We start from the raw sequence: 23043 nt of genomic DNA, 5'->3' as shown, positions 1-23043 counted from the left end.
TCATTCGCAGGCGGCATCATCGCGGATGTTCAGCAAGGCGTGAGCCGGCGTCATGCGGCAGACGCCGCGCAGTCCGACGCTGTCACAGCGCTCGATCCCCGCGGGGCACCGAACGCGATCCACTGCCGCCACCGATGCTGCGCTGGTTCCAGGCGCACCGGCGCGGCTCGCGTGCCCTGCGTCGTTGCGCCCGCGCGCCGAAGCGCGGGGCGCCCCGGAGAAGCTGTTCAACCGATCCCGTCGAAAAGGGCCGACGAGATGTAGCGCTCGGCGAAGGAGCAGGCGATCGTGACGATGCGCTTGCCCTGGAACTCCGGCCGCTTGGCCAGCTCCAGCGCGGCCGCGACGTTGCCGCCGGTCGAGATGCCGCCGGGGATGCCTTCGAGCCGGGCGAGCGCTCGCGCGGTCTCGAAGGCGGTCTCGTTGGAGACTTTCAGCACGCCGTCGAGGATGGCGGTGTGCAGGTTATCGGGGATGAAGCCGGCGCCGATGCCCTGGATCTTGTGCGGGCCGGGCTGGCCGCCGGAGATCACCGGCGAATCGACCGGCTCAACCGCGAAGACCTTGAGGTCCGGCAGGCGCGGCTTCAGCACCTCGCCGACGCCGGTCACGGTGCCGCCGGTGCCCACGCCCGCCACGAAGGCGTCGAGCTTGCCGCCGGTATCGCTCCAGATCTCCTCGGCGGTGGTCTTGCGATGGATCTCGGGGTTGGCGGGGTTGGAGAATTGCTGCGGCATCACCGAGCCGGGGATCTCCCGGAGAAGCTCCTCGGCCTTGGCGATGGCGCCCTTCATGCCCTGCGCGCCGGGCGTGAGCGCCAGCTCCGCCCCCAGGAAAGCGAGCATCTTGCGCCGCTCCAGGGACATCGTCTCCGGCATCACCAGGATCAGGCGATAGCCCCGGGCCGCGGCCACGAAGGCCAAAGCGATCCCGGTATTGCCGGAGGTCGGCTCGACCAGCGTGCCGCCGGGCTGCAACTTGCCGGCGGCCTCCAGCGCGTCGATCATGTTGACGCCGATCCGGTCCTTGACGCTGGCGATAGGGTTGAAGAACTCCAGCTTCAACAGGATCTCGGCGTCGACGCCGTGTTCCTTCGGCAGGCGGTTGAGGCGCACCAGCGGGGTGTTGCCGATGGTCTCGGTGATCGAGCCGTAGACACGGCCGTGGCCGACCTTTGCCGGCACGTTGAGGGAATCGGCCATCGCGGAGCTCCTGCTCGTTTGGGGTCGGACAGATGTCGGGTCCGGGGGAGCCGCGCCAAGGGGGGGCGGCCAGCCCGCGAACGGGAGGCTGCGATATCGCGTCGGCGCGGCCGGAGCAATCGGGCTAAGTGCCCTGTACGAAAGTTCTTTCCGTATCCGACGAACGATGACGGCCGATCGTGGAAAGATGCCGCTGATACGGGTGGGCCTCGTGGAATATCGTTCTCCCGACGGCGCCGCGACGGTTTCCCCGAAGCGACCGTGCGGCGTCGCTCCGCACAGCCTGTCACACCCCCGAGCATTGAGAAGCGGGCGCGTGGCGGTTCGTGCGAGAATGGCGGCCTCCGGCGCACGGGCCGCGTCGATCCCGACGTGACGGGCTCCAGCGCCCTGGCCACCTCGGGGCGCGATCCCGAGCGGGACATCTGACCGATCCTGCCAGACCGAGAATGCTACGACCCGGCCAGGGCTCAGGCACAGGTGGTGCACACCTCTCCGGGCCTTTCGAGGCGAAAATTCTACGCTTTCCGCGGCCCGGCGCAGTGCAGGAGCGGCTCACGGCGCCGTTCTGGCTGGCCAGGGCGGCGAACAGCATCGCCTCTGCGGTGTGTGCTAACTTTCGGAAAAAGGCGCTGCAAGGCAAAGCGTTAGCCGCGCCTCACGCAGGGCGCCGACAGCGTACCGAAGTCCCTAGTCGGTTTCGTGCTGGCAGCGGAGCCGAATACCGGAACGGCCCGGCTACGTGCGCGAAACAGGGGTTCCGCCCCGCTGACGCCTCGCGACTCAGCGGAAGGACGCGACGCGACGGTCGCGCTTGCGCTCCGCGGCGGGCTGGTACGCGATCTCGGCGTGGTGCGTGCAATAGGGCAGCCCGGTGATCGAGCGGGCGCCGCAAAACCGAAATTCCGGCGTCGTCGGGTCGCCCAGCGGCCAGCGACACATGGCTTCGCGCAGGTCCATGATCGTGACGCGCTCTGATACCGACAGGGCAACAGGCTCTGGGGTCGGCGCCGGTACCGGGAACGTAGGCGCGGGACGATGCGAGAGGATCGCCACCGGCTCAGGCGCCTGCGTCTCGACGACCGCGAGGGCGGTTTCGATCTCGACGGCCGTCGCGGCAGGCGTTACGGCCGGAGCCTCTTCGACGCCCCGGGCGCGCCCGGCGAGGCCGAGGCGGTGCACCTTGCCGATCACCGCGTTGCGGGTCACGCCACCGAGTTGCGCCGCAATCTTGCTCGCACTCTGCCCGTCTTCCCACAGCCGGCGCAGGAGCGCCACGCGATCGTCCGTCCAGCTCAGGCCCGCTTCCATCGTCTCCCTCCGCCCCCTGCGGCCCGGGCTCTCCGCCGGTGTCACGGTATGCAATCCGATCCGATCGGACCCGTCCCGGCGGACCGCGCCGCCGTGCAGACCGCGCCCCTTCTCGCCGGTTGCCGCAACGCGTGCGACACCCTGTCCCGTCAGGCCACGGCGGGACCCTAGCGCGGCGTTCGCGACGGTTGCAAGGGCGGGCCTCCGCCCGAAAGGGGCTCCGCCGGAGCCTGTCCACCGGCAAAGGCTTCGGCGAAGGGCAAGCCCGCGGCGATCCAGTCGACACCCGCGTCGCGCCGCGCTCCCGTGGAGCGTGTCGCCTGCGTCACAGAGCGACGTAAACGCGCCGAATGCCAAGCTTGGCCGGAACGCCGTTAAGGCCAAGCTCGTTCCATATGGCAAAAGAGGCGAGCTTTGCGGTCATCGAAGGTGAAGACGATGGGTTACCGTCAGGCGGGCCTGCGCGCGCTGGTTGCGCTCGGGTTCGCGGGTCAGGTCGCGGCCTGCGGCTCCGTACCGCGTACATCCTACACGGCCGAGCAGGCGGCCTTCGCGAGCGTGCCCGCCATCCCGGGGGCGCGCGTGTATGCCGACGCCTCGGTCGAAACCATCGCGGAACTCGCGGGCAATCCGCAGCGCCGCTCCGCCGGATTCAACTATCTGGCGCTCTCCGGCGGTGGCGGGGACGGCGCCTACGGGGCTGGCGTGCTCAATGGCTGGACGGCTTCAGGCACGCGCCCGGAATTCACCCTGGTCTCCGGGGTGTCGACGGGCGCGCTGATCGCCCCGTTCGCCTTCCTGGGCCCGTCCTACGATGCCTACCTGACGGAGTTCTACACCAGCGGCGTCGCCGGCGAGCTGGTAGCCTCACCGAACCTCGCGAACGTCCTGTTTGGCTCGGGCCTGTTTGGGGATGGGCGCCTGCGCAACCTGATCGGCCGCTACGTTACCCCGGAGCTGCTTACGGCCATCGCGGAGGAGCACGCCAAGGGCCGGCGCCTGCTCGTGGTGACGACCAACCTCGATTCCCAGCGCGCCGTGATCTGGAACATGGGGGCCATCGCGGCGAGCGGCGCGCCGAACGCCGTGGAACTGTTCCGCGACGTTTTGGCCGCCTCGGCCAGCATTCCGGCCGTCTTCCCTCCACAGCTGATCGACGTCTCGGCCGGCGACGCACGCTTCCAGGAGATGCATGTCGACGGCTCTGTGGTCACGCCGGTCTTCACCCTACCGCAGACGCTGCTGCTGCGGAACGGGAAGTTCCGCGCCGGCGGGAAAGCCAATATCTACGTCGTGATCAACGGTCGCCTGGAGCCTGATTTCGAGGTGACGAAGGACAACACGCTGTCCATCGTCGAGCGCTCCTTCACGACGGCCAGCCGCGCGCGCTCACGGGCGACACTGACCGCGACCTACGCCCTGGCGCACAACATCGGCATGGGCTTCAACCTCACCTACATCGACGAGGACGGCCCAAAAGCTTCGGCCGCCAAGGGCTTCGACACGGCGTATATGCGCGCCCTCTATGAGGCGGGCTTGGAGAAGGGCCGGACGGGTACGTTCTGGCAGCACACCGTCCCGGCCGCGCCGACGCTCAAGCAGACCGCCAGCGCGGTGGCGAAATGACGCTCGTCGGTTCCGGCGCCGCGCGCCCGGGAGGGTGCGCGGCGATCGGGCTGGCTATTTGCCCAGGATCTTGGTGACGAGCCGGCCGAGCGGGGTCGCGCTGCTCGCGTTCCGGTCGTCGCGGTCGATGGGGCGGTTCTCGTTGCCGAGCAGCTTGGTGACGATGCGTCCGATCAGGCTCATGAGTCGGTCCTCGCGTTCGCGCCGGAACGGCGCAGCTTCGAATTCAACGGGCGAGGTGTGTGCGGCGTTCCAATTGTGGCGCGGCCCTCGATCCGTCACACCTGCATCAGCCGGATATTGTTGGTGTTGCCCGCGGTGTGGAACGGGATGCCAGCTGTGATGACGATGATGTCGTTCGGCTTGGCGAAGCCCTCCTCCTGCGCGTGGTGGCAGGCCTTGGCGGTCATCTCCTCATAGGAATCGACGTCCTCCGTGTGCACGCTGTGCGCGCCCCAAAGCAGACACAGGCGCCGCGAGGTTGCGAGGTTCGGCGTCAGGGCCAGGATCGACGCGGCGGGTCGCTTGCGCGCCACCCGCGCGGCGGTGGTCCCGCTCGCCGTGTAGGCCACGATCGCGCTGGCGTGCACGGCCTCGGCGAGGTCCGCGGTGGCGGTGGCGACCGCGTGGGGCGGCGTCTCCTCCTCTCCGGGCTCGGAGGCCGCCACGATCGAATGGTAGAGCTTGTGCCCCTCAACGCTGCGGATGATCCGGTCCATCATCGCCACGGCCTCGACCGGATAGCGCCCGGTTGCCGATTCGGCAGACAGCATCACGGCGTCCGCCCCGTCGTAGATGGCGGTGGCGACGTCCGAGGCCTCCGCCCGGGTGGGTGCGGGCGCCGCGACCATCGAGTCGAGCATCTGGGTCGCCACGATCACGGGCTTCACGGCGAGCCGGCAGGCGCGGATCAGCTCCTTCTGCCGCCCCGGGACGTCCTCGTGCGGGATCTCGACGCCGAGGTCGCCGCGGGCGACCATGACGGCGTCCGAGAGGCGGATGATGTCGTCGATCCGCTCCAGGGCCTGCGGCTTCTCGATCTTCGACATGATCCCGGCGCGATCCCCGATCAGCCCTCGGGCCTCGATGAGGTCGGAGGGCTTCTGGACGAAGGACAGAGCGACCCAGTCGACGCCGAGTTCCAGCCCGAAGGCGAGGTCCATCCGGTCTTTCTCGGTGAGCGGCGACAACTCCAGCAGCGTGCCCGGCAGGTTGACGCCCTTGCGGTTCGAGATCTGGCCGCCGGTCACCACCTCGGCGGTGATCGAGGTTCGCTCCGGCGCGATCACCCGTACCCGCACGCGTCCATCATCGATCAGAAGTTCCTGGCCCGGCACCACGGCGGCGAAGATCTCGGGGTGGTGGAGCGGGATTGCCTGCTTGTCGCCCTCGGATCCGTCCAGGACGAAGCGGACGGTCTCGCCGGGCTCGAGGTCGAGACGGCCGCCCTGCAGGGTCCCGATCCGGATCTTCGGGCCCTGGAGATCCTGGAGGATGCCGATCGGGCGGCCGACCTCCTTCTCGAGGGCGCGGATCGCGGCGTGGACCTTGGCATGGTCCTCCTGGACGCCATGGCTGAAGTTCAGCCGGAAGGTGTCGACCCCGGCCAAGAACAAGGCCTTCAGCCGGTCGGGCGCCGAACTTGCGGGGCCGACGGTGGCGACGATCTTGGCTTGGCGGTGACGGCGCATGCGGTTCTCGACCATAGGGCGATCTCCAGGAATCAGCTGGGCAATCCGCGGGTCACATTGGCAACGACTGCGGACACGGCGAGTTTTTTCTGCGCGGCCCGTCGATTTCGGCGGGCGATTGCGGTTGTCCCGGGGAGCCGCCTTCTACTTGGCCACCTCTCGGGCGATGCCGGCCAGCCCGTCGTCGTAAACGCCCGCGATGTCCTTGAGGGCGTCGGCGTCGCTGATGCCCTCCGCGTCGAAGGTCGCGCTCCACATCACCGTGGAGCCGGCTCCGTTGTGTCGGACCGACAAGGTCGCGTTGTAGGCGCGCACCGGCAAGGGGCCCTGGACGAAGCTGTAGCTGTAGCTCATCCCCGCCTCGTCGCGGGCGGTCTCGACCTCGACGATCGTGCCCAGGCCGCCCTTCACGACGACGCCCCGGATCTGCGCCCGCAGGTCGTCGTCTTCGTCGCTCGACAGGATGCAGCGCTCGACCTGCGGGTGCCAGAGCCCGATGGCGCAGAAATCGCCGATCAGCGCCCAGATCGCGGCCGGCGGTGCCGGGATGTCGCGGCTGCGGGAGACTTCCAAGGCGTAGGCCGGTCCGGCTGCCAGGAAAGCTGCCACTGCGGCCGCTGCGTGGAGGGCTCGCTTCACGGGATCGGGCTCCACGAGGATCGTCGATCGGATGTAGGGCGGCCCACGCGATCCGTCGCGTGCCCGCCCATCTCGCTCGGCGTATGGCTCCGGGAACGCCTGGAAACCGTCTGGCGCCCTCGGTAAGACCCGGAAGGCCCGCGCCGGAGATGCCCGATGAACGAATACGACGTGTCGGCCCGCATGAAGTCGGACATTCGGAATACTGTGGCGCGCGCCCGCGTTATCGGTTTCGCGGCGGCAGCCATCGCCCTCGTCCCAGCTCTGGCCGGCGCGTCGCCCGAGGCTTCTCCGGTCTCCGCACCAATGCAGTCCTTCGAGAGCTGCCGGGGCGACCTAGTCGCCTGGGTGACGGCGCACGAGGTTCCGCAGGCTGTCGCCGACGCCCATCTCGCCGGCGTGTCGTCGGACCCGGACGTGCTGGCCGCGACTCGCAACCAGAGCGAATTCGTCCGGCCGATCTGGGACTACGTCGAGGCCAGCGTCACCCCATCCCGGATCGAGACCGGACAGCGCAAGCTCGCCGAGCTGGCCGGTCCCCTCGCGGCAATCGAGGCGCAATACGGTGTCGACCGCTACACGCTGGTCGCATTCTGGGGCGTCGAATCGACCTACGGCGCCGTGCTGGACAATCCCGCGGTTGTGAAGCCGGTGGTGCGCTCGCTCGCCACGCTCAGTTGCGGTGACCCCGCCCGCGCCGGCTACTGGCGCGACGAGCTGACTGCTTCCCTCCAGATCCTCGCCGGCAATGAGGTGCCGCTGGATCGGATGCCTGGCGGCCTCACGGGTTCCTGGGCGGGCGCGATGGGCCAGACCCAGTTCATGCCCACCGTCTACCAGCGCTACGCGGTGGACTTCGACGGCGACGGCCGGCGGGACATCTGGACCTCGACCTCGGACGGGCTCGCCTCCACGGCGAACTACCTGCGTGCCCACGGCTGGCGGCCGGGCGAGGGCTGGGGCTACGAGGTGGCGCTGCCCGAGGGTTTGGATGCCGCGCTCGCCGACGAGACCACCTCCCGCAGCCTCGCCGAGTGGCGGGACCTCGGCGTGAAGCCCATCCGGGACCGGCCGATCCCGGATGAGACCGCGTCGGCGACCCTGATCCTGCCCGCGGGGATCCGCGGCCCCGCCTTCCTGCTCAGGCCGAACTTCGCGGTGATCCTGCGCTACAACACGGCGTTGGCCTATGCCCTGACGGTGGCGCAGCTCTCTGACCGGCTGCGCGGCGACCCGGGCCTCTCGCGCGACTGGCCGCGGAGCGACCGCCCGCTCACCCCGGACGAGCGCCGCGACCTCCAGACCCGCCTGGCCGAGCGGGGCTACGCCACCGGCGGCGTCGACGGGAAGATCGGCCCGAAGACCCGGGCGGCTTTGCGTGCCTACCAGGGCTCGGTGGGACTGCCGCCGGACGGCTACGCCGACGCCGCGTTGCTGGACCGGATCCGGGCGACCCCTGGGGGCCGCTCGGCGCCCTGAGACCGGATCAGGCCAGGAAGGCGGGCTCGTCCCGGGCCAGGACACGCTTGACGCTCTCCAGATGCAGCCGTGCGCTCTCTGCGCGACCGGCCGCCTCCTGCGCCGCCACGTGTCTCACGATTCCCTCGGGCACGACCTTCAGGGTGCGCCCCGTGCTCATGGCAAGCACCTGCGCCTGGGCGGCGCGCTCCAAATAGTACAGGTCGTCCCAGGCCTCCGCGATGGTTTCGCCGAGCACCATCACGCCATGATTCTTGAGGAACACCACGTCGGCATCCCCGGCGCTCCGGGCGATCCGCTCGCCCTCGCGGGAATCGAGTGCCAGCCCATTGTAATCCTCGTCCACGGCGATCCGGCCGTAGAAGCGCAGGGCGGTCTGACCGGCCCAGAGCAATGGCTGCCCTTCCAGCATGGCCAGCGCGGTGGCGTAGGGCATGTGTGTGTGGAAGGCGGCCCGGGCGCGAGGCCTCAGCCGGTGCAACTCGGCATGGATGTGGAAGGCCGTTGCCTCGGGCTGGCCGTCGCCCTCGACGACGTTGCCGTGGAAGTCGCACACCAGCAGGCTTGACGCCGTCACCTCCGCGAAAGCGAGGCCGTAGGGGTTGACCAGGAACAGGTCGGGCCGCTCGGGCAGGACCGCGGAGAAATGGTTGCAGATTCCCTCTTCGAGACCGTTGCGCGCGGCCCAGCGAAGGCAGGCGGCGAGGTCGACGCGGGCGCGACGGACGCCGTCCGCGTTCAGGGGCTCGTTGCGGCGCGCGGGCGGCGTGCCAAGGGCGGTGACGGCGTGCGCCATGCGTGAAGACTCTCTCTCTTGCGTATCATCAGCCGACGGACTCGGCCGAGGGTACTGTACGCGCATGCCTCGCGTCAGGCGCGGCCGTCGGTGACGCCGCCGACGAGGCTGAGCCCGACCAGTAAATCGGACGCGAAGGTCGTGCGCACGACTGGTTCACGCGGCACTGGTTCGTGCAGCATCTCCCGCTCCGCCCGCCGTGCCGCGACCGCCTCGACCACGTTGACGGGCCGGAACGAAAGCCGTGTCCCGCCCTGCGCGTGTCGAGCAGCCCGGATGCGCCGATTGGCGTGCTCTCGGCGGCGCTCACGGTCGGTAAGGCGCGAGCGTCACGCCAGCATCCTCGATCTGGGCGCGCACCGCCTGGGCGGTGGAAACCGCGTGGGCAAAAATCTCCGTGTACACAGATCGAACGGATCGCCGTCGGCAACGATTGGCCAGAGGCCGTGATGATCGCACCGCCTTCCACCATGCGAAGCACCCTAACGGCGGCGGCATCGGTGATCAGCGCGCCGGACTGGCTGCGCGGAATCAGCAGCCCCGCCTCGGTGTAGCCGCGATCCGCCAGATCTCCTGGCGCACGCGCGAAGGTGCTGACCATGATCTCGGGACCGCCGGCCTGGAGGCCGCGGGCGTAAGCGCCGCAGCCCACGCCCAGATCGAAGTTTAGGTCCACGCTCGCCGTGGGGTTCATTTTCTTCCTGCCGCGCCGGCCGCGCGTGTCCGAGGGAGGCATTGACGGCGGATTTCCACTCGTTCCGCGTCGGCCTCCAGCAGAATTCTAGAGGGAGGCGTCATGCGCTCCGGCCGAGAGGATGACGGTCCATCGGCCGCATTACCAGTCTGCTGGTACGAAGTGTGTCGCCCTGTTCTGTTCAAGTGGGAAAGGAAGGCGGCGGAAATCGCCCCCCGGGGGCGCAGCGATCACGCTTCTGGGGATGTGCAGCGCTCACGGATCGCGTCGCAGAGCCTCGTGCACGACATCGCCCCGTAAATCGAACGCTACGATCTATCTCTGCGCGCTGTCGTCGACGGTATGACGCTGGCGCAAGTTGCGCAGGCCGCGCCCAGGTTACGCCGCATGATCCGCTTCGATCGGGGGACCACGGGGGAAAATTTCAGTTCCCCGTTTGTCATCGATGCGTAAGACAAGATTGTCCTCAGGTCGAAGCCTCTCGACGCGCCGCTCGTGAATTTCTCCGATCGGGATTCTTTCCGACCGCTCTTCGCGATGGCCAGCGCCGGCAACGCAGGCGTTCTCACGCGGTACGGCCCGGATGGAACGATCATGATGCGCTCGCCCTACGAGGAAGGCGAAATCGGCCGCGACATCTCGGAAATCGATACCCCTCCGGGGCAGAAGCCGTCACTGTCTTCAGCCGAGAAACCCAGGCCCCGCTGTCGCTCGTCGGCGGTCGCCCAGTCCAGCCGCTCCTTCGTACGCAGAGCCGGGGCGGGCATCCATGCCTCGATCGGGTCGAAGCAGCGCGTCGCCTGAGCACGCCGCCTTGTGCCATGCTCCGGATGCCGGAGAGCTTTCGGGGGCGATGCTGCCGGCCGGACTACGCCGAAAGACGGATGATAGCGACCCGGCCGCCCAGGCGAGGCGAGGTTCGCCTCGCGCGTATGCCTGCGCTAACCAAAATGAATGACGTGCCTCGTTTCCGAAAACTGAGTGGTATCGGAAACGGGAGCAGGATCGATTCTGGTTGCTTCGATCATCAGATTTTTCTCGATCGAGCTGATTTCGAAATTCATCTGCTTCTTGGTCATACGGTCATTGTTTGCGCGTATGAGTTATTATCCGCGATGTTGGGTATTTGAATTATATTATAATATTAAATAATAGTATAGAATGAAACGGAAAAAATTTACTCGTGAACAAAAGATATAATGGAAAGGACAGACATGCTCCTCATCAAGCAGAGTGCAGGCCGGTTTCTGTCGCAGCATCCCACTTTGAGATCGTCCATCAAGGAGCTGGTCGAGCTTGCCTTTTGGCGCAAGACGCTGTGGAAGTCGAAGGGGAAGTTCTACAATGCGCATCTGATCCCATTCTACACCACCTTCTTCGGCCTGGATCGAACGTTTTACGCGGACAAACGTGTTCTCGACGTGGGCTGCGGCCCGGTCGGCAGCCTGGAATGGGCGACTGACGCCCTGGAACGCGTCGGTCTCGATCCGCTCGCCGATTCCTACGTGAAGCTCAACCGCGGGCTGCACACGATGTCGTACGTCGCGGCCCCGAGCGAGAACATCCCGTTTCCGAACGGGCATTTCGATATTGTGACGATGTTCAACGCCCTCGACCATGTGGAGAACGTCGACACGACCGTCGGTGAACTCGCACGCGTCTGCGCGCCGGGCGGGACGATCCTGCTCATCGTAGAGATCAATCATCCGCCGACAGTCACCGAGCCCCACCTCATCGGGATGGACGTGATCGACAAGTTCCGAGGGTTTTCCGTGGTGACGAGCGAGGTGTTCGGTATCCGGGAAGATCACAATGTCTACGGGAGCCTGACGGACCGACATCCGTTTCCGGGCTCGAACAAACCGGGCATCCTCTGCGTGCGTCTTACGAAGAAGCTCAACTGAACCGTATTCCGTGATCGGGGGTGTCGCCGGGCTAGATCCGGTCCCCCCGGAGGCCGGCGCGCTACTGGCCCTTCCAAACGGTCATCGACACAGGACAAGCCGAACACGATTGCCTGGGGCTTCGGCCTCAACGGCCCGCGCCCCACCGACGGCCCGTGCGCGGGCTTGCATGGCACCATAGGGCCTCGCGCCGTTTCGAGATTTACTCCCCTTGAGCGTGCACGCCGTCGCCGAAACGCGTGTTAGGTGAGACACCGCGCCGTGCCTCCTTCGGCAGGGGGCGAGACAGGGACCTCCGCGGCCGTCACGCCTACTGCGGCGAGATGTTCGCGTAAGGAGATACCTCGTCGACGAAGACCATGTTGGCAGCCATGCGCGTGGTCAGGAACTTCCGCCTAGCGGTGAGCAGGGGGCGGAGGATGCGATTGCTCCGCAGGAATGCGCCGACCTTCGAGCCGGAGGCGAAGATGGTCGACTCGAAGGGCTGAACCGCCACCGCGTTCGGCGACATCACCCGCGCCCGGGAGACTGCCCGACGCTCGTAGAAGTACGTCCAATTGTCCGCTGCCACGACGATCGGGCGGTTCGCCGCCAGTATGCCTTCGGCCGCCTGCCTGGTGATCACGTAGGCCGCCGTCGTCCCGAGCCCACTCATGCTCATGGGCAGGCACAGCCTGTAGTCACCGATGGAGACGGCATCGACGGTGCTGAACGCCGCGAGGTGCTGGGGCCGATTGTAGAGCAGGACGACGTCGCCCCGGCGCAAGGTCGCCTCGATCCGGACGAGGATGTCATGGATGTCGTGCGGGAGCACCACATCGTCTTCGACCACGAGGGCCCAGGGTATCTTGCGTGCGACCAGCGTCTCGTAGACCGCCAGATGCGACAGGGCGCAACCGACCTGCCCCGGGGTCAGCCCGGTCCGAGCCGATATCTCTTGGCCTGCCGCATCCCCATCGATGCCGATGATCTCGAAATCCGGTCCCCAAAACCGGGCGAGGTGCTCGGCGATATACGCGTGCCGCTCGCGAAATCTGGGAATGGATATTGCAAAGCAGTACATCGTACCGGCCTCTGGACGGCGGAAGTACGCAATTTTTGCCGGTTTTGCAATCCATAGCGAGATGCGAATTCAGTATTGATGATACCTCAATTTCCGGAGTTTCAGGTTCACACGCTGCCGATGCGGCATCGACACTCCGCTCATCGGGATCGCTGCCGTGGCGAATACGGATCCGGCGTCGTGCCCGCGACGGGGAGTGCTGGCACGCCCGGCTTCCGGATCTTTTCGCTGCCGGCGTGTCTGCGGCGATCGTCCCAGGGCCTTTACGCGTCGGTCCCACCGGACCCGGAACGTCTGCAGATGTCGGGTCGGATCGGGGTCGCGCCTACCGGGACGGGCCGTGCGCCACTCCGGGCGTGGTTCGCCGGAACCGACTTCGGTCCGGCAGTGACAAGGATGCCGGAGCAAGAACCGCAGCAGAATCGCGCCATGCAATTCTGCTCAAGTCCGCTCTCGCATCCGCAGCACGGGCAGGATCGCCGCGAGCAGGATCTGGTGGAGACCGTGATTCACGAAGAGCGGGCACTCGAAACAAATGAGGACGCCAATCTGCGACAGGAACAGGATCGGCCATGCCTCCACGTAGCCGGGCGATCGCGCGAAATGCTTGATCACCCGGCGGGCGGTGTCGAGCACGACACCCGTGAAGATCACCAAACCCACCACGCCGAACGCGACTGCAATGTCGATGAAATTGTTATGGAAGAACCACACCTTCTGCTGGGTGGTGAAATGGAGGTACGCGGCGGTCGTGAGCGGGCTCTCCCAGTAGGCCTTATAGCCAATTCCCAGGACAGGCTCCCGCCAGAACTGGTCGATGCCGAACTGCCACAGGATCGTGCGGCCGGTGAGTGTCGTGTCCTTGCCCAGATCGGAGAGCAGGCTGGTGGAGAGGTCTGCACCGTAAGTCGCTGCAACCATGATGCCGACGCCCGCGAGCGCGATGGCGATGCCCAGGCAGAAGCCCGTGATCCGGCTGCCCTGTCGCCACACCGTGATGGCTGTCAGCGGCGCAAGCCCTACGGCGCCGGCCACGAGGGCGGTGGCGGAATGCGACGACGCGAGGAGCCCGAGGGCCCCGAGAAACGCCACCGCTGTCAGGAGGCGGTGCCAGCCTTCCAGGAATAGGCAGGCGGCGCAGAGGAGCTGGAGGCTCATCAGGCTCCCCAGTACGTTCTTGTGCGAGTAGATTCCCGACCATTCGCCGCTGAGGCCGCGCGTCAGGCTGGGTGCGGCGACGCCCAGTAAGACCGACAGAATTTGTCCGCCCAGGAGGCCAAGAAAGACGATCCTTACGAGGCCGGAGATCCCCATCGAGGCACGCAGGGCGATGCCGGCCACGATCGTGGCGAGCAGCTGGAGGCCATGATACGCAGAAATGTCGGGCGTGAGAGACCAAGTCGCCGAGGCGATCGCGAGTGCGGGCCAAGCCAGGATGATCGGCCGGCTGCCGAACAACGTGCTAGCGAGATCGCGACGCAGGACCAGGAAGGCGAGGGCGGCCAGATCGCTGCCGAGCCAGACGAGCTTGTCGAGTCCCGGAAGCTTCACCTGCTCGCCGGCCACGGGCGCCAGCAGAATCAGGAGGATCCAGGGAAATGCGTCGAGCCCCAGCCTCGGCAGCGCGCAGACACTCCGTCGCCCGATCGCCGTAGGGCTGCTGTGCCAGGCGGGTCTGGGCCGGTAGACCCCGAGATGCGGGCCGACCGGCGCCCCCATGTCGTTTGTCCCGAAGCTTGCCGAGTCCCGAAGATACGCCATCGACCCGAGTCCTAGAGTTTCCGAGAACCGCGGGCCTCTGCCTCAATCTGGCATCGGCCGTGCCGAGACCGGGCGGCGGACACCGTGCCGGCATAAGTCCGATCCTCGTCGGCGCGCTCGTCGTGAACCGAGCCGGATTCCGCCCCATTCCGACTGGTCACGCGATGACACCGCGAACGCTCCCGGCGAGGCAGAGCTTTAGGCGGCGCTGCTGCCAGGCCGTATTCCGCCAAACGAGGTAGGATGCTCAACCGATCGGTGCGCTCCGGCCTCCCGCAGCGCTGATCTTGTCCTGTCTGCCCGTGATTCGCCGTCACCGCCAGGGAGCGGCTCCAACCTTATGGTCACCAACCGTTTCTAATCACCGGCTCGGCGACGGCGAGCATGTCGCCGCCTTGTCGCCAGTCGTCGGCGGTCCGACCGGTGATCTTCGTGACGTAGGCCCTTGTCTCCTGGGGCAGCGCCGAGCGTCCGGCTAGCCAATTCCGCACACGCTGCGATCCCGCATTGTAGGCGGCGGCGGCCAAGCCCAGGCTACCGAAGGTCGCACGCTGCTCTCGGAGGAACTCCGCCGCTTTCGGTATGGCCTCGAAGGGGTCAAACGGGTCGATCAAGGCTCGCTCGGCCGCGGTCGCCGGCATGAACTGCGCGACACCCTGGGCCCCCGCAGGGCTGACGGCACGATGGTCAAGCCCGCTCTCCTGTTGAAGGAGCCGCAGGAAGAAATCGATCGGTAGACCGTTGGCGACGGCCGTGTGCTCGATGAACTCCCGCAAGCGCTGCTTGTCGCCGTAGAAGGCATTCAGCCATGTGTCCTGAAGCGAGTCCAGAAACTGAGAGACCGACGCCACTTCGATCGGTGACTTTAGGTGCGTGCTAACGAAGTCGGCGGCGAGCCCGTTGGCGGAAGTGATTGCGATCATGCTGGGCGTGCGCGGCACCAGCACGGCTCCAGAACCTGCGGCAGCCACCAAGGCCACCATGGGTTCAGGTCGGGGAGGAAGAACGATTAGACCGGCCCCGAGGAGCGGAGCAACCATAAGGGCAGCGAGCTTCGTGCCCTTTCGAACAACCTTGTGCGCACGCCGGCCGTAGGCGCCCCGATGAGTGCGGGCCCTGAACTCACACTCGTTGATCGGCAATAACTCTTGCATGCCTGCCTTTGAGCGCGAGCGTTACACCGTCTGCTGCCAAGAGATCCTAATCCTGAAAACAGGCAGATTTAGGAGCAAGTCTAACACGGCGGCCTCATAGTCAGATGCCGATGTTCAGAGGACCCAGGACCCTGTGATTTGCGGTGATACGATGGATGCCCCTCTCAGACGAATGAATGCTCGCCCCCATCCGTCGGAGACATCGACCCGGAAACCGACGCAGTGGACGCAGCGGGCCGCCAGCCCTTGTCATCCTTCAGCGTCGGCGACGTGAGGCCAGCCGGGCCAGCCGGGCCAGCCGGGGCCGCAGGGGCAGAGATAGGCGGTAGGCCCGCTCGGCGATTGGCAGCACGGGCTGGAAGCCCAGCACGCGCAGATCGACCAAGCGGCCGAGCCAGCGCCAGCCGGGCAAGGTCCGCCAAAGGCGGCTGAACGCGGCCGCGCCGGAGACCAACTGCCCGTCTGCGGCGCGCACATGGAAGCGCCGCAAGGCGGCGTCACGATCGAGATCGGGTCCGAGTTCCGGCGCGGGCACAGCACGCCCGATATCGACGAAAGTAAGCTGGTCGGCTCCTGCGCACCGGCGATAGTGGTCGATCTCTGCACGGCATAGTGGACAACCGCCGTCGTAGTAGACGCTGAGATCCTTTTCTGGCGCGGGGTGGCTCATGCCTGCGCCGGGAAGCCCATGATGACGGCCGGCCTCACCGTCGTGCGGTGGAACGTGGCCGAGGTGCTCTCGTCCCACAGGTGGGCAGTTGTCGCTGTGTCGATCTCAGCGTCCGTGCTCTCGGACTTGCGACGCAGATCGCCGACAGAGGGCATTTCTTTGGCCATGACGATGAGTAGCGTGCTGGAGGTGGTTCGTCGAGGAGCGGGCGGATCCCCGAAGAAGCGACTGGCAATCCGTCAGGGGCGCGGAGGCGAGGATGACGCCGACCTGTTGGGATGGCTGCTGCACGCCTGCCGCGACGCTCAAGAGGGCGGCAGCGACGACCGGACTGACGGACGATCCGCGCTCGGCCATGCGCAACCGAGCGTGACTTTACACGTTGTTGGAGCTGCGGCGCCGTCCGGCGCATAAGGTCTTGACATGCTCCTGATCACATCGCTCATTGCGGGCACGTTCGTGCTCGCCGGTTCGTTCTCACTCATCGCCGTCCTGGCGGACTAAGTCCTGCGGCCCCGAGCCGACGTTGCGTTCCTCGATCACGGCACCGAGACCGTCGGTCAGCGACTACGGAGTGAACGGCTTGCGCAAGAAGCGCGCGCCCATCGGCATCTGCTCCTCGCGTGGCCACTCGATTCCTGACACGATCAGGATTGCGACCTGAGGCCAGCGTGCCGCGATGGCCTTCGCCAGGGTGAAGCCGGTCAAAGGCTCGCCTGCCAAGTCGACATCCGCGACCATAGCCACGAGTTCTGGCCGGGCGGCCAAGTGGGTTTGTACGGCCTCGATACTCGCCGTCTCGGCAACTTCGTAGCCGGTTTCGCGCGAGGCCGCAGCCGCTTCCATGAGCGGCAAGGGATTATCCTCGACCGGCAGCACGGCGCGCCGCGTCGCGAGGGCGTCCGCCATTCAGAATCTTCACGTGACCGATGTCGCATTGACGCGGCCGGCGCAGATTTCGCGCGTTCCGGTCTCAATCACGTTGCCGTACCGGTCCTGACAGGTGCCCAGGACCGGCCCGATGACGGAGATATCGGTGAGACGGCCGGCACACCCATCGCAACGGATGGCCGACCGCGCACCGCTCGGCGATCTCTTGATTTGCCAACGTGCTCCGATCCGCAGGGGCATCGGTACGGTTTGGCGCTTGTCAGCGCTGGACCTGGGCTCATCGCGGGTCAGGTTGGGGCGTGAGCTACCCCTTGAGCAGCTTGTTGCATGTCGAGTAGTAGCCGCCGCCCTTCTGGATCCATTTGGCGTCGCCGAGCGTGCCCGCGGCCTTGGCCGCGTTGTAGCTGTCGAGACAGGTGTGCATCCGGGCCTTGCCCGCCGACTCCTTGGCGTACTTCGGGTCGATTGCTCGGGGATACGCGGCCGAGCCAGGCGAGGCAGCTGACGCCGGCGCTGCCCTCGAGGCTGTCGTGGTCGGCGCGGTGGCGGGTGGTGCAGCCGTCGTCGCGGACGGCGCGACCGGGTTCGGCACGGCTTTGGCGGCGGCGTCGGGCTGCGCACCACACTCGGCCTTGCGGAAGTCGTTCCACTTCTGCCCGTTGAGCGTGCCGGCCTGCTTGGCGGCTTGATACTTTGCCGAGCAGTCCTTCGTCGACAGGGCTGCAGCGGGCGTGGCGATGGTGGCGATACTGACGATCAGCAGGGGGAAGACGATGGGTCGGCTCATGATGAGTAGTCTCCGGGGCGCTGTAAGGTGCCCTGGGAGGAATTAGTGCGGTTTGGTTCGCCGGGAATGCGCTGTAGTAGTCGGGGCCTGGTCGGACAGCTGATGTCTGGGGATGGTCGGTCTCGACTGCCTGATGGTCGTCGGGCGGCGATCATCTTGTCCCGGGCGAGCGGCACGGCGTCGAGAAGGGTCTGTATCGGCGTCTCGCCGAAGCACCTCCGCCCCTGGTTCGGTCGCTCCTCGTTGTTGATCCGCATCCAGGCATTCAGGTCCGCCTGCGGAGCGGCAAGCGAGACCTAGATATTCTTGTGGAAGTTGATCCGGTAGAATTCGTTCTGCGCCGTCTTGTGGAATAATTCGACGGTGCCGTAGGTCAGCGAGTTCTTGGCCTTGGTCCGGGAATGATCCACGTCCTCTAACGCGCGGTAGAGCTGGTATCAGGGGTGCTCGGGGTTGCCACAATATTTGGTGCCGCGGTCGGTCAGCACCCGGCACAGCTTCCCCTCCCGGGCTTCGAAGAACGGCGCCACGCGATCGTTGAGCCGGACGGCTGTGGACATTCGCCGCTCGAAGGCCGAGTCGAGCGCGCTGGACTGCGACCGAGCCGGCGCAGTGCGACGGTTGGGCCGCCCTGATGCAAGCCAGCGCGGACGCGCTGGCCGATCTCGACGCGGCCGGGCGGCGGTTCGCCGAGCACGCGCGGCCGGTCTCCAGGGGCTACAGCGCGGCACCATTTAAACGGCTGAGCGCATGGCCGCCCTCAAGACGCTCGCCGACGATCCGTTCGTGATCGTCCAGCTCACCTGCGATCTGTGCCCGCGCCGCTGCTGCTACCGGTACGCAAACTTGGTCGTGCGCGTCGGCCCGGACGCTGACCTCGACCAGCCGCGGCGCGATCTGGCCACGCCGTACCCGCGGTTTGAGAGCGCCGGGACGGCGATGCGGCCGGGCTGCCAGGTCGACTACCCAGATCTGCGCTATGGGGCGCAGCGAGCACCGGACGTGCTGCAGTCGGAGGCCCGTGGAGGACCGCCGATCACCCGTCGGACGCGTGTTACGCGGTGAACTCGTAGGCGCGCTCGCCGTGGCTGGCCAGATCCAGACCGTCGTGCTCGGCCTCCTGATCGACCCGCAGCGGCGTGACGAGCCCGATAAGCCGCGTAAGGGCGAAGGTTAGGAGGCCCGACCAGAGGGCGGTCGCCCCGATGGCGAGGGCCTGGACCGCGAGCTGGCCCAGAGCCGTGCGGCCTGCGGTCAGGCCGATGCCTCCGAGGTCGGGCAGCACGAAGAGGGGAAGCAGGAGCGAACCCAGAATGCCGCCGACACCGTGCACGGCGAAGACATCGAGGGAATCGTCGATGACGAGGCGGTGCTTCACGAACAAGGTCACGAAGAAGCAGACCACGCCGCCCGCCGCACCGATTAGGAGAGCCGCCGCCGGCGAGACGTAGCCCGCCGCCGGCGTGATCGTGGCGAGGCCCGCCACGCAGCCCGTAACGATTCCGATGGAGGTGGGCTTTCGGATCTTTACCCATTCGGCCGCCGTCCAAGCCACAGCTCCCGCCGAGGCCGACAGGTGCGTGACCAGTATGGCATTCGCGGCGCTGGCATCGGCCGCGAGGGCGCTGCCCCCATTGAAGCCGAACCAGCCGACCCAGAGCATGCCGGCGCCCATCATAGTCATTCCGGGGCTGTGCGGCGGAGCCAGCGTCGTCGGAAAGCCGCGACGACGGCCCACCAATATGGCGAGAAGCAGGGCCGAGATGCCCGCTGTGGTGTGCACCACGATACCGCCGGCAAAATCGAGGGTCCCCAGCCCCGCGAGCCAGCCTCCGCCCCAGATCCAGTGCGCCACCGGCACGTAGACGAGAAGCAGCCACGCGGCCGAGAACAGGACGAGGAAAGGGAAGGCGACGCGTTCCGGGATCGCCCCGATGATCAGGGCCGGCGTGATCACCGCGAAAGTCATCTGGTATAGGGCGAACACCGGCTCGGGGAGCTGCGTCGCGGTGCGGAGCGGTTCCAGGTGGGCGAGGAAAGCCTTGTGCAGCGTGCCGATGAACGCGCCATCGCCATCGAAGGCGAGGCTGTAGCCGCAGACAGCCCAGAGCACAGACCCGATGCAGCAGATTGCGAAGCACTGCATCAGCACGGAGAGGACATTCCGCGCGTGGACCAAGCCTCCGTAGAACAGGGCAAGCCCAGGCAGCGTCATGAACAGGACCAGCGCGGAGGCGGTCAGGATCCAGGCCGTGCTGCCGGTGTCGGGCGAGGCTGCTGCCGCGAGACTGGGAGTGGCAGATAGGAGCAAGAGCGCGAGCCCCGAAAGGCCTCGTGCAACGGCCAGCAACATGAAGGGGACCCCAACCAAAACAGCCAAGCTCTCAAACAGACTGCCTCCTAATTTGGCAACCGTGCGCGCGTTCTGATCGCTCGCGCGGCGAACAAGAATTCGTGCGCGGAGGGAGAACGTCGAGACGGCGATGCGGACAGGTTGCCGGGCTGCCAGGTCGACCACCCCGACTTGCGCTGTGGCGCATTTCGTCGTTTCTCGTGGCCCGGAACTGCCAACCCGCTCGCGCGTCTAAGCCTCACGGATCACCCTGGCCCGGCCCTGCCGGCACCTGGCACGCGCGGCTTTTCGTGTCAGCTCGGCGGAATCTGTCTAATTTTGCAGCGGCGAACGCCCGGCGGAGTAACTTGCCTCCTTCTCCCGAGCCCCGCCTTCAGCCCGTCCGGCTCACGCCGTGGCGGGCTTTTTCGGTTCGGCCCCCTCCCGGGTCGGGATCGCGCAGCTTGCACCCCGGCGCGGCTCCCTTGCCGACGCTTGCCAGAGCTGCCTGGCCTATCGCCTCTCGCCGGTGAGATCGGGCGCTCCACCGTCTCATCAGCAAGTCAGGGCGAGAGCGAGCGGCCGAGGTGTGTGATCCGATTGCCCTGGGGACCAATCGGCCGGAGCGGCATGGTCGGGCATGTCGACGCCATCAGCCCAGACCTTTGACGTGAAGGTGGAAGGCGCTTGGCGCACCGTCAGCCTGAACGAGCCGCGATTGCTGCCTCGCGATGTCCTCAAGCGCTGCCCGATCTGCCAAGGCCGCGTGACGGTCCGGGGCGTCTCAAGCGCGCAGTGCCACCTGATGCTTTCAAACCGCCGAGCGCACGATGGCTGCCCTTCGAGCACGCGGCACTACCGGGGCGTGCCGACGCGGCATCCCGCGGTGGTTGAGTAAGCGTCAGCGCTGGACCGCCTCGATGTCATCCTCGTAGATCGAGTCCGGCTGGCAGGCGTGCCACTCCTTTTTATCGTCGGTTTGACCCTTGCGGCCCCAGCAATAGCCGGCCTGAGCCAGACGGCCGCTCAGCCGATCATGGCGTCGGCACTGCTCCTTGCTGATGGCGGGATCTCCGGAGCCTTCGCAGGCCTGCGCGGCTTTGGCCTCGGCCGTCAGCAACTCGGGGACGGTAGGAAGCAGCTGCTGCGCGCTCGCCCCACCGGCAGCGACGACGGAAACGAGGGCGGCGAGAGCGGTGCGCATGGGCGCAGAATAGCCGGATGGTGGAATGTGTCGAGATGAGGCGCTCGGCCTGCTCTACCGGCTCCAGCGCCCAAGCCGCCGCTTCCATCGCTCGCCGGGCATCAGGGCGCTCACTGGCTTCGCCGTACGCTTGATGGGTATAGATGGAGCGGCGGCCGCCTTCGGAAACGCCGCGGGTGCCGCTTCCGCCACAGGCTCGGCGACCGGGTCGACCGTGGCAGGAGGCACCTTGCGGGGCCGCCCGCGCCGTCGCTGCGCTGGTTGCTCTTCCGCCCTCCGCGTCGGCTTGGGCTCGACCTCCGGCACAATTAGGCTTGGCAGGATGCGGCGCGGCGCGACGGCGGGATCTATACCTTCGGGAGCGATCGCCAGGAACGCGCGAGGCTCTGGCCTGACGGGCGGGACGATGCGGCTCGGTATGATCGTCACATGACGGCGCTCGCTGGATTTGACCTCGACAGTGAACGACCGTCGCAAAGTATTTCGCATGATGATCTTAGGTATCCAGGCCGAATCTGGCCGGTTGCTACCGAAGGGTAGGCCGCCAACTGTTAAAGAAAGGATGTGTCGCGAAATCGGCCGAGCCATGCCCGGCAGTGGGGCGTCACCATGCCCGCCATATTGACCGGGCAGGTTGTCTTAAGGCTACAGGGGAGGCGCCGATAGCCCGAACGTCAAACAGCGAGCGAACAATGGCGTTCCACGAGACACCGGACGGCCGCTACCTCGTCTTACACGGACGACTGTGGCGTCGCCAAAGGCCGGACCTCGAGGCAAAGGAGCGCGACCGGCTCGTGCATGAACTGATGGACGCCCGACGCGCCGTCCGGGCGGGCAAGCGGGCCGGCGACGATGCCGCGATCGCGCAGGCCAGAGCGGCTGTCGATGCCGCGAAGCACGGCCTCGGCGAGCGCGGGCCTGTATGGTGGACGGACGGCGCGCCGGACCAGAACCGCCGCATGGTCAAGAACACGAGCTATGCCGACTGGTATGCCGCTCTGCCGATGGCGGAAAAGGCGGATCCACCGCCCAGGTGAGGCGGTCGGCACCATCGCTCAAAGGATTCCGAGCCGTACTGCAAGATCTGCGGTCAAACAATCGCGCTCACGTGTCGAACTTAGCGGTGTGTGACATGCAGAGCATCGAGCGTCCGATTGATCTGACAGTGGCGCGCGAAGCGATGACCCTTTGGCCTATGATCAATCTGAGTGCTCATAGCGTCCTTCTGCTGGGCGCGAAGCATACGTCCGCGGGAGCGAGCAAACGAGCGAATACGGCCGCGGCGTCGGTAGCTGTCGTCTGGAGTCAGATTGCGAACTCGGACGCTCCCGGATACTTAGCTCGGCGACTTCCAGCAGCAACTTTTCCAGTCGCACTTCGCCTTCAGGTGCACAGTGAGGGGCGTCAGTTTTGCTCCGTTCCGATCTCGGAGTGCCGCAGTCGCCGCAGCGCCTGAGCAGATCCGGCAGAATGGGAGGTCCTCAGCCCGGATGCATACCGCCCACGACCCTCGCCACAGAGCGGCTCCCGGCCGCCGGTCGTATCTGCATGCACGTGCACGGGGTCGTATCCCTGGAGGTGGTTCAGCTCGACGGTAGCGAGGAAGTCCGCCCGCGCGCTCTCCCCCGCGCTGTAGCGGGCGGACTTCCTCGCGGGGTGGTCATCGGCGGTTGCCGGGTACGGGCGGGTTGCGACAGCCAGCCCCGAACCGAGAGCCCCCCGATGACCGACGAGATGATGGCCCTGCGCGGGCTGCTGGAGAAGTGCGCCGACACGGATGTCCTGCGCGAGCTGATCGGCTTTGCGGCCGAGCGGCTGATGGAGCTGGAGGTGGGCGGC

Annotated in this window: 21 protein-coding genes and 1 pseudogene; 6 read left to right on the top strand and 16 right to left on the bottom strand. The window is 66.8% G+C overall.

Annotated features, from left to right (window positions below; genetic code table 11):
* Positions 1–227 precede the first annotated feature (227 nt).
* Both cysK and Q8W67_RS16050 read right to left on the bottom strand, forming a co-directional pair.
* Positions 228–1202 carry a cysteine synthase A gene (gene cysK / locus Q8W67_RS16055; protein ID WP_305547256.1) on the bottom strand — a complete coding sequence of 325 codons (975 nt, stop codon included), beginning with the start codon at positions 1200–1202 and terminating at the stop codon, positions 228–230.
* A 783-nt stretch (positions 1203–1985) separates the two neighbouring features.
* The gene (locus tag Q8W67_RS16050; protein ID WP_305547254.1) at positions 1986–2513 is read right to left on the bottom strand and encodes a GcrA family cell cycle regulator; all 528 of its coding nucleotides are present in this window, start codon (positions 2511–2513) and stop codon (positions 1986–1988) included.
* A gap of 438 nt (positions 2514–2951) precedes the next feature.
* Here Q8W67_RS16050 and Q8W67_RS16045 point away from each other — a divergent pair, with 438 nt between their 5' ends.
* Positions 2952–4139, top strand: coding sequence for a patatin-like phospholipase family protein (locus tag Q8W67_RS16045; RefSeq protein WP_305547248.1), 1188 nt, complete (start codon positions 2952–2954; stop codon positions 4137–4139).
* 54 nt (positions 4140–4193) lie between these two features.
* Here Q8W67_RS16045 and Q8W67_RS16040 read toward each other — a convergent pair whose 3' ends face one another.
* The 3 genes from Q8W67_RS16040 to Q8W67_RS16030 all read right to left on the bottom strand — a co-directional run bounded on the left by Q8W67_RS16040 (position 4194) and on the right by Q8W67_RS16030 (position 6469).
* A complete protein-coding gene (locus Q8W67_RS16040; RefSeq protein WP_305547245.1) occupies positions 4194–4322 on the bottom strand; it encodes a TFIIS helical bundle-like domain containing protein in 129 nt (42 codons plus the stop codon).
* A 95-nt stretch (positions 4323–4417) separates the two neighbouring features.
* Positions 4418–5830 (bottom strand): pyruvate kinase, encoded by a 1413-nt coding sequence (gene pyk, locus Q8W67_RS16035; RefSeq protein WP_305547399.1) that lies wholly within the window; start codon positions 5828–5830, stop codon positions 4418–4420.
* Positions 5831–5974: 144 nt separating this feature from the next.
* Positions 5975–6469, bottom strand: coding sequence for an SRPBCC family protein (locus tag Q8W67_RS16030; protein WP_305547243.1), 495 nt, complete (start codon positions 6467–6469; stop codon positions 5975–5977).
* 183 nt (positions 6470–6652) lie between these two features.
* Here Q8W67_RS16030 and Q8W67_RS16025 point away from each other — a divergent pair, with 183 nt between their 5' ends.
* Positions 6653–7948: a lytic murein transglycosylase gene (locus tag Q8W67_RS16025; RefSeq protein WP_305547397.1), complete on the top strand. Its 1296-nt coding sequence runs from the start codon at positions 6653–6655 to the stop codon at positions 7946–7948.
* Positions 7949–7955: 7 nt separating this feature from the next.
* On the opposite strand, the gene Q8W67_RS16020 is transcribed toward Q8W67_RS16025, so the two are convergent.
* Both Q8W67_RS16020 and Q8W67_RS26880 read right to left on the bottom strand, forming a co-directional pair.
* Entirely contained in the window at positions 7956–8744 is a 789-nt protein-coding gene (locus tag Q8W67_RS16020; protein ID WP_305547241.1) for an aldolase, read from the bottom strand.
* A gap of 451 nt (positions 8745–9195) precedes the next feature.
* A pseudogene (locus tag Q8W67_RS26880) lies at positions 9196–9345 on the bottom strand (LamB/YcsF family protein); the annotation flags it as partial.
* A 588-nt stretch (positions 9346–9933) separates the two neighbouring features.
* Here Q8W67_RS26880 and Q8W67_RS16010 point away from each other — a divergent pair.
* Together Q8W67_RS16010 and Q8W67_RS16005 are read left to right on the top strand one after the other, a co-directional pair.
* Positions 9934–10242 carry a hypothetical protein gene (locus tag Q8W67_RS16010; RefSeq protein WP_305547239.1) on the top strand — a complete coding sequence of 103 codons (309 nt, stop codon included), beginning with the start codon at positions 9934–9936 and terminating at the stop codon, positions 10240–10242.
* Positions 10243–10652: 410 nt separating this feature from the next.
* Positions 10653–11342 (top strand): class I SAM-dependent methyltransferase, encoded by a 690-nt coding sequence (locus Q8W67_RS16005; protein WP_305547237.1) that lies wholly within the window; start codon positions 10653–10655, stop codon positions 11340–11342.
* 310 nt (positions 11343–11652) lie between these two features.
* Here the strand turns inward: Q8W67_RS16005 and Q8W67_RS16000 are convergent, their stop codons facing one another.
* From Q8W67_RS16000 to Q8W67_RS15970, 7 genes are all read right to left on the bottom strand, one after another.
* The gene (locus Q8W67_RS16000; RefSeq protein ID WP_305547235.1) at positions 11653–12405 is read right to left on the bottom strand and encodes a glycosyltransferase family 25 protein; all 753 of its coding nucleotides are present in this window, start codon (positions 12403–12405) and stop codon (positions 11653–11655) included.
* A gap of 441 nt (positions 12406–12846) precedes the next feature.
* Positions 12847–14124 (bottom strand): O-antigen ligase, encoded by a 1278-nt coding sequence (locus Q8W67_RS15995; protein ID WP_305547233.1) that lies wholly within the window; start codon positions 14122–14124, stop codon positions 12847–12849.
* A gap of 386 nt (positions 14125–14510) precedes the next feature.
* The gene (locus Q8W67_RS26875) at positions 14511–15149 is read right to left on the bottom strand and encodes a lytic transglycosylase domain-containing protein (RefSeq protein WP_370693891.1); all 639 of its coding nucleotides are present in this window, start codon (positions 15147–15149) and stop codon (positions 14511–14513) included.
* A 427-nt stretch (positions 15150–15576) separates the two neighbouring features.
* Positions 15577–15990, bottom strand: a complete 414-nt coding sequence (locus Q8W67_RS15985) for a thiol-disulfide oxidoreductase DCC family protein (protein ID WP_305547231.1) — start codon at positions 15988–15990, stop codon at positions 15577–15579.
* A 567-nt stretch (positions 15991–16557) separates the two neighbouring features.
* Entirely contained in the window at positions 16558–16899 is a 342-nt protein-coding gene (locus Q8W67_RS15980) for a response regulator (RefSeq protein ID WP_305547229.1), read from the bottom strand.
* Positions 16900–17185: 286 nt separating this feature from the next.
* Positions 17186–17668 (bottom strand): hypothetical protein, encoded by a 483-nt coding sequence (locus Q8W67_RS15975; protein WP_305547227.1) that lies wholly within the window; start codon positions 17666–17668, stop codon positions 17186–17188.
* A 437-nt stretch (positions 17669–18105) separates the two neighbouring features.
* Entirely contained in the window at positions 18106–18228 is a 123-nt protein-coding gene (locus Q8W67_RS15970) for a hypothetical protein (RefSeq protein WP_305547224.1), read from the bottom strand.
* A 190-nt stretch (positions 18229–18418) separates the two neighbouring features.
* On the opposite strand from Q8W67_RS15970, the gene Q8W67_RS15965 reads away from it, so the two are divergent.
* Complete coding sequence (locus Q8W67_RS15965) at positions 18419–18733, top strand: hypothetical protein (protein WP_305547222.1); 315 nt, start codon at positions 18419–18421, stop codon at positions 18731–18733.
* Here the strand turns inward: Q8W67_RS15965 and Q8W67_RS15960 are convergent.
* Positions 18723–19979 carry an ammonium transporter gene (locus Q8W67_RS15960; RefSeq protein ID WP_305547220.1) on the bottom strand — a complete coding sequence of 419 codons (1257 nt, stop codon included), beginning with the start codon at positions 19977–19979 and terminating at the stop codon, positions 18723–18725. The two genes, Q8W67_RS15965 and Q8W67_RS15960, sit on opposite strands and share 11 nt — an antisense overlap.
* Before the next feature lie 922 nt (positions 19980–20901).
* Complete coding sequence (locus tag Q8W67_RS15955; protein ID WP_305547217.1) at positions 20902–21204, bottom strand: hypothetical protein; 303 nt, start codon at positions 21202–21204, stop codon at positions 20902–20904.
* A 692-nt stretch (positions 21205–21896) separates the two neighbouring features.
* Between Q8W67_RS15955 and Q8W67_RS15950 the strand changes: the two genes are divergently transcribed.
* Complete coding sequence (locus tag Q8W67_RS15950) at positions 21897–22241, top strand: hypothetical protein (protein ID WP_305547215.1); 345 nt, start codon at positions 21897–21899, stop codon at positions 22239–22241.
* The last annotated feature ends 802 nt before the right edge of the window (positions 22242–23043 follow it).

The sequence above is a fragment of the Methylobacterium sp. NEAU K genome, from assembly GCF_030700285.1.
GTDB lineage: Bacteria > Pseudomonadota > Alphaproteobacteria > Rhizobiales > Beijerinckiaceae > Methylobacterium.
The sequence above is the reverse complement of the archived record's forward strand: the minus strand, read 5'-3'. Positions and strand labels throughout refer to the sequence as shown.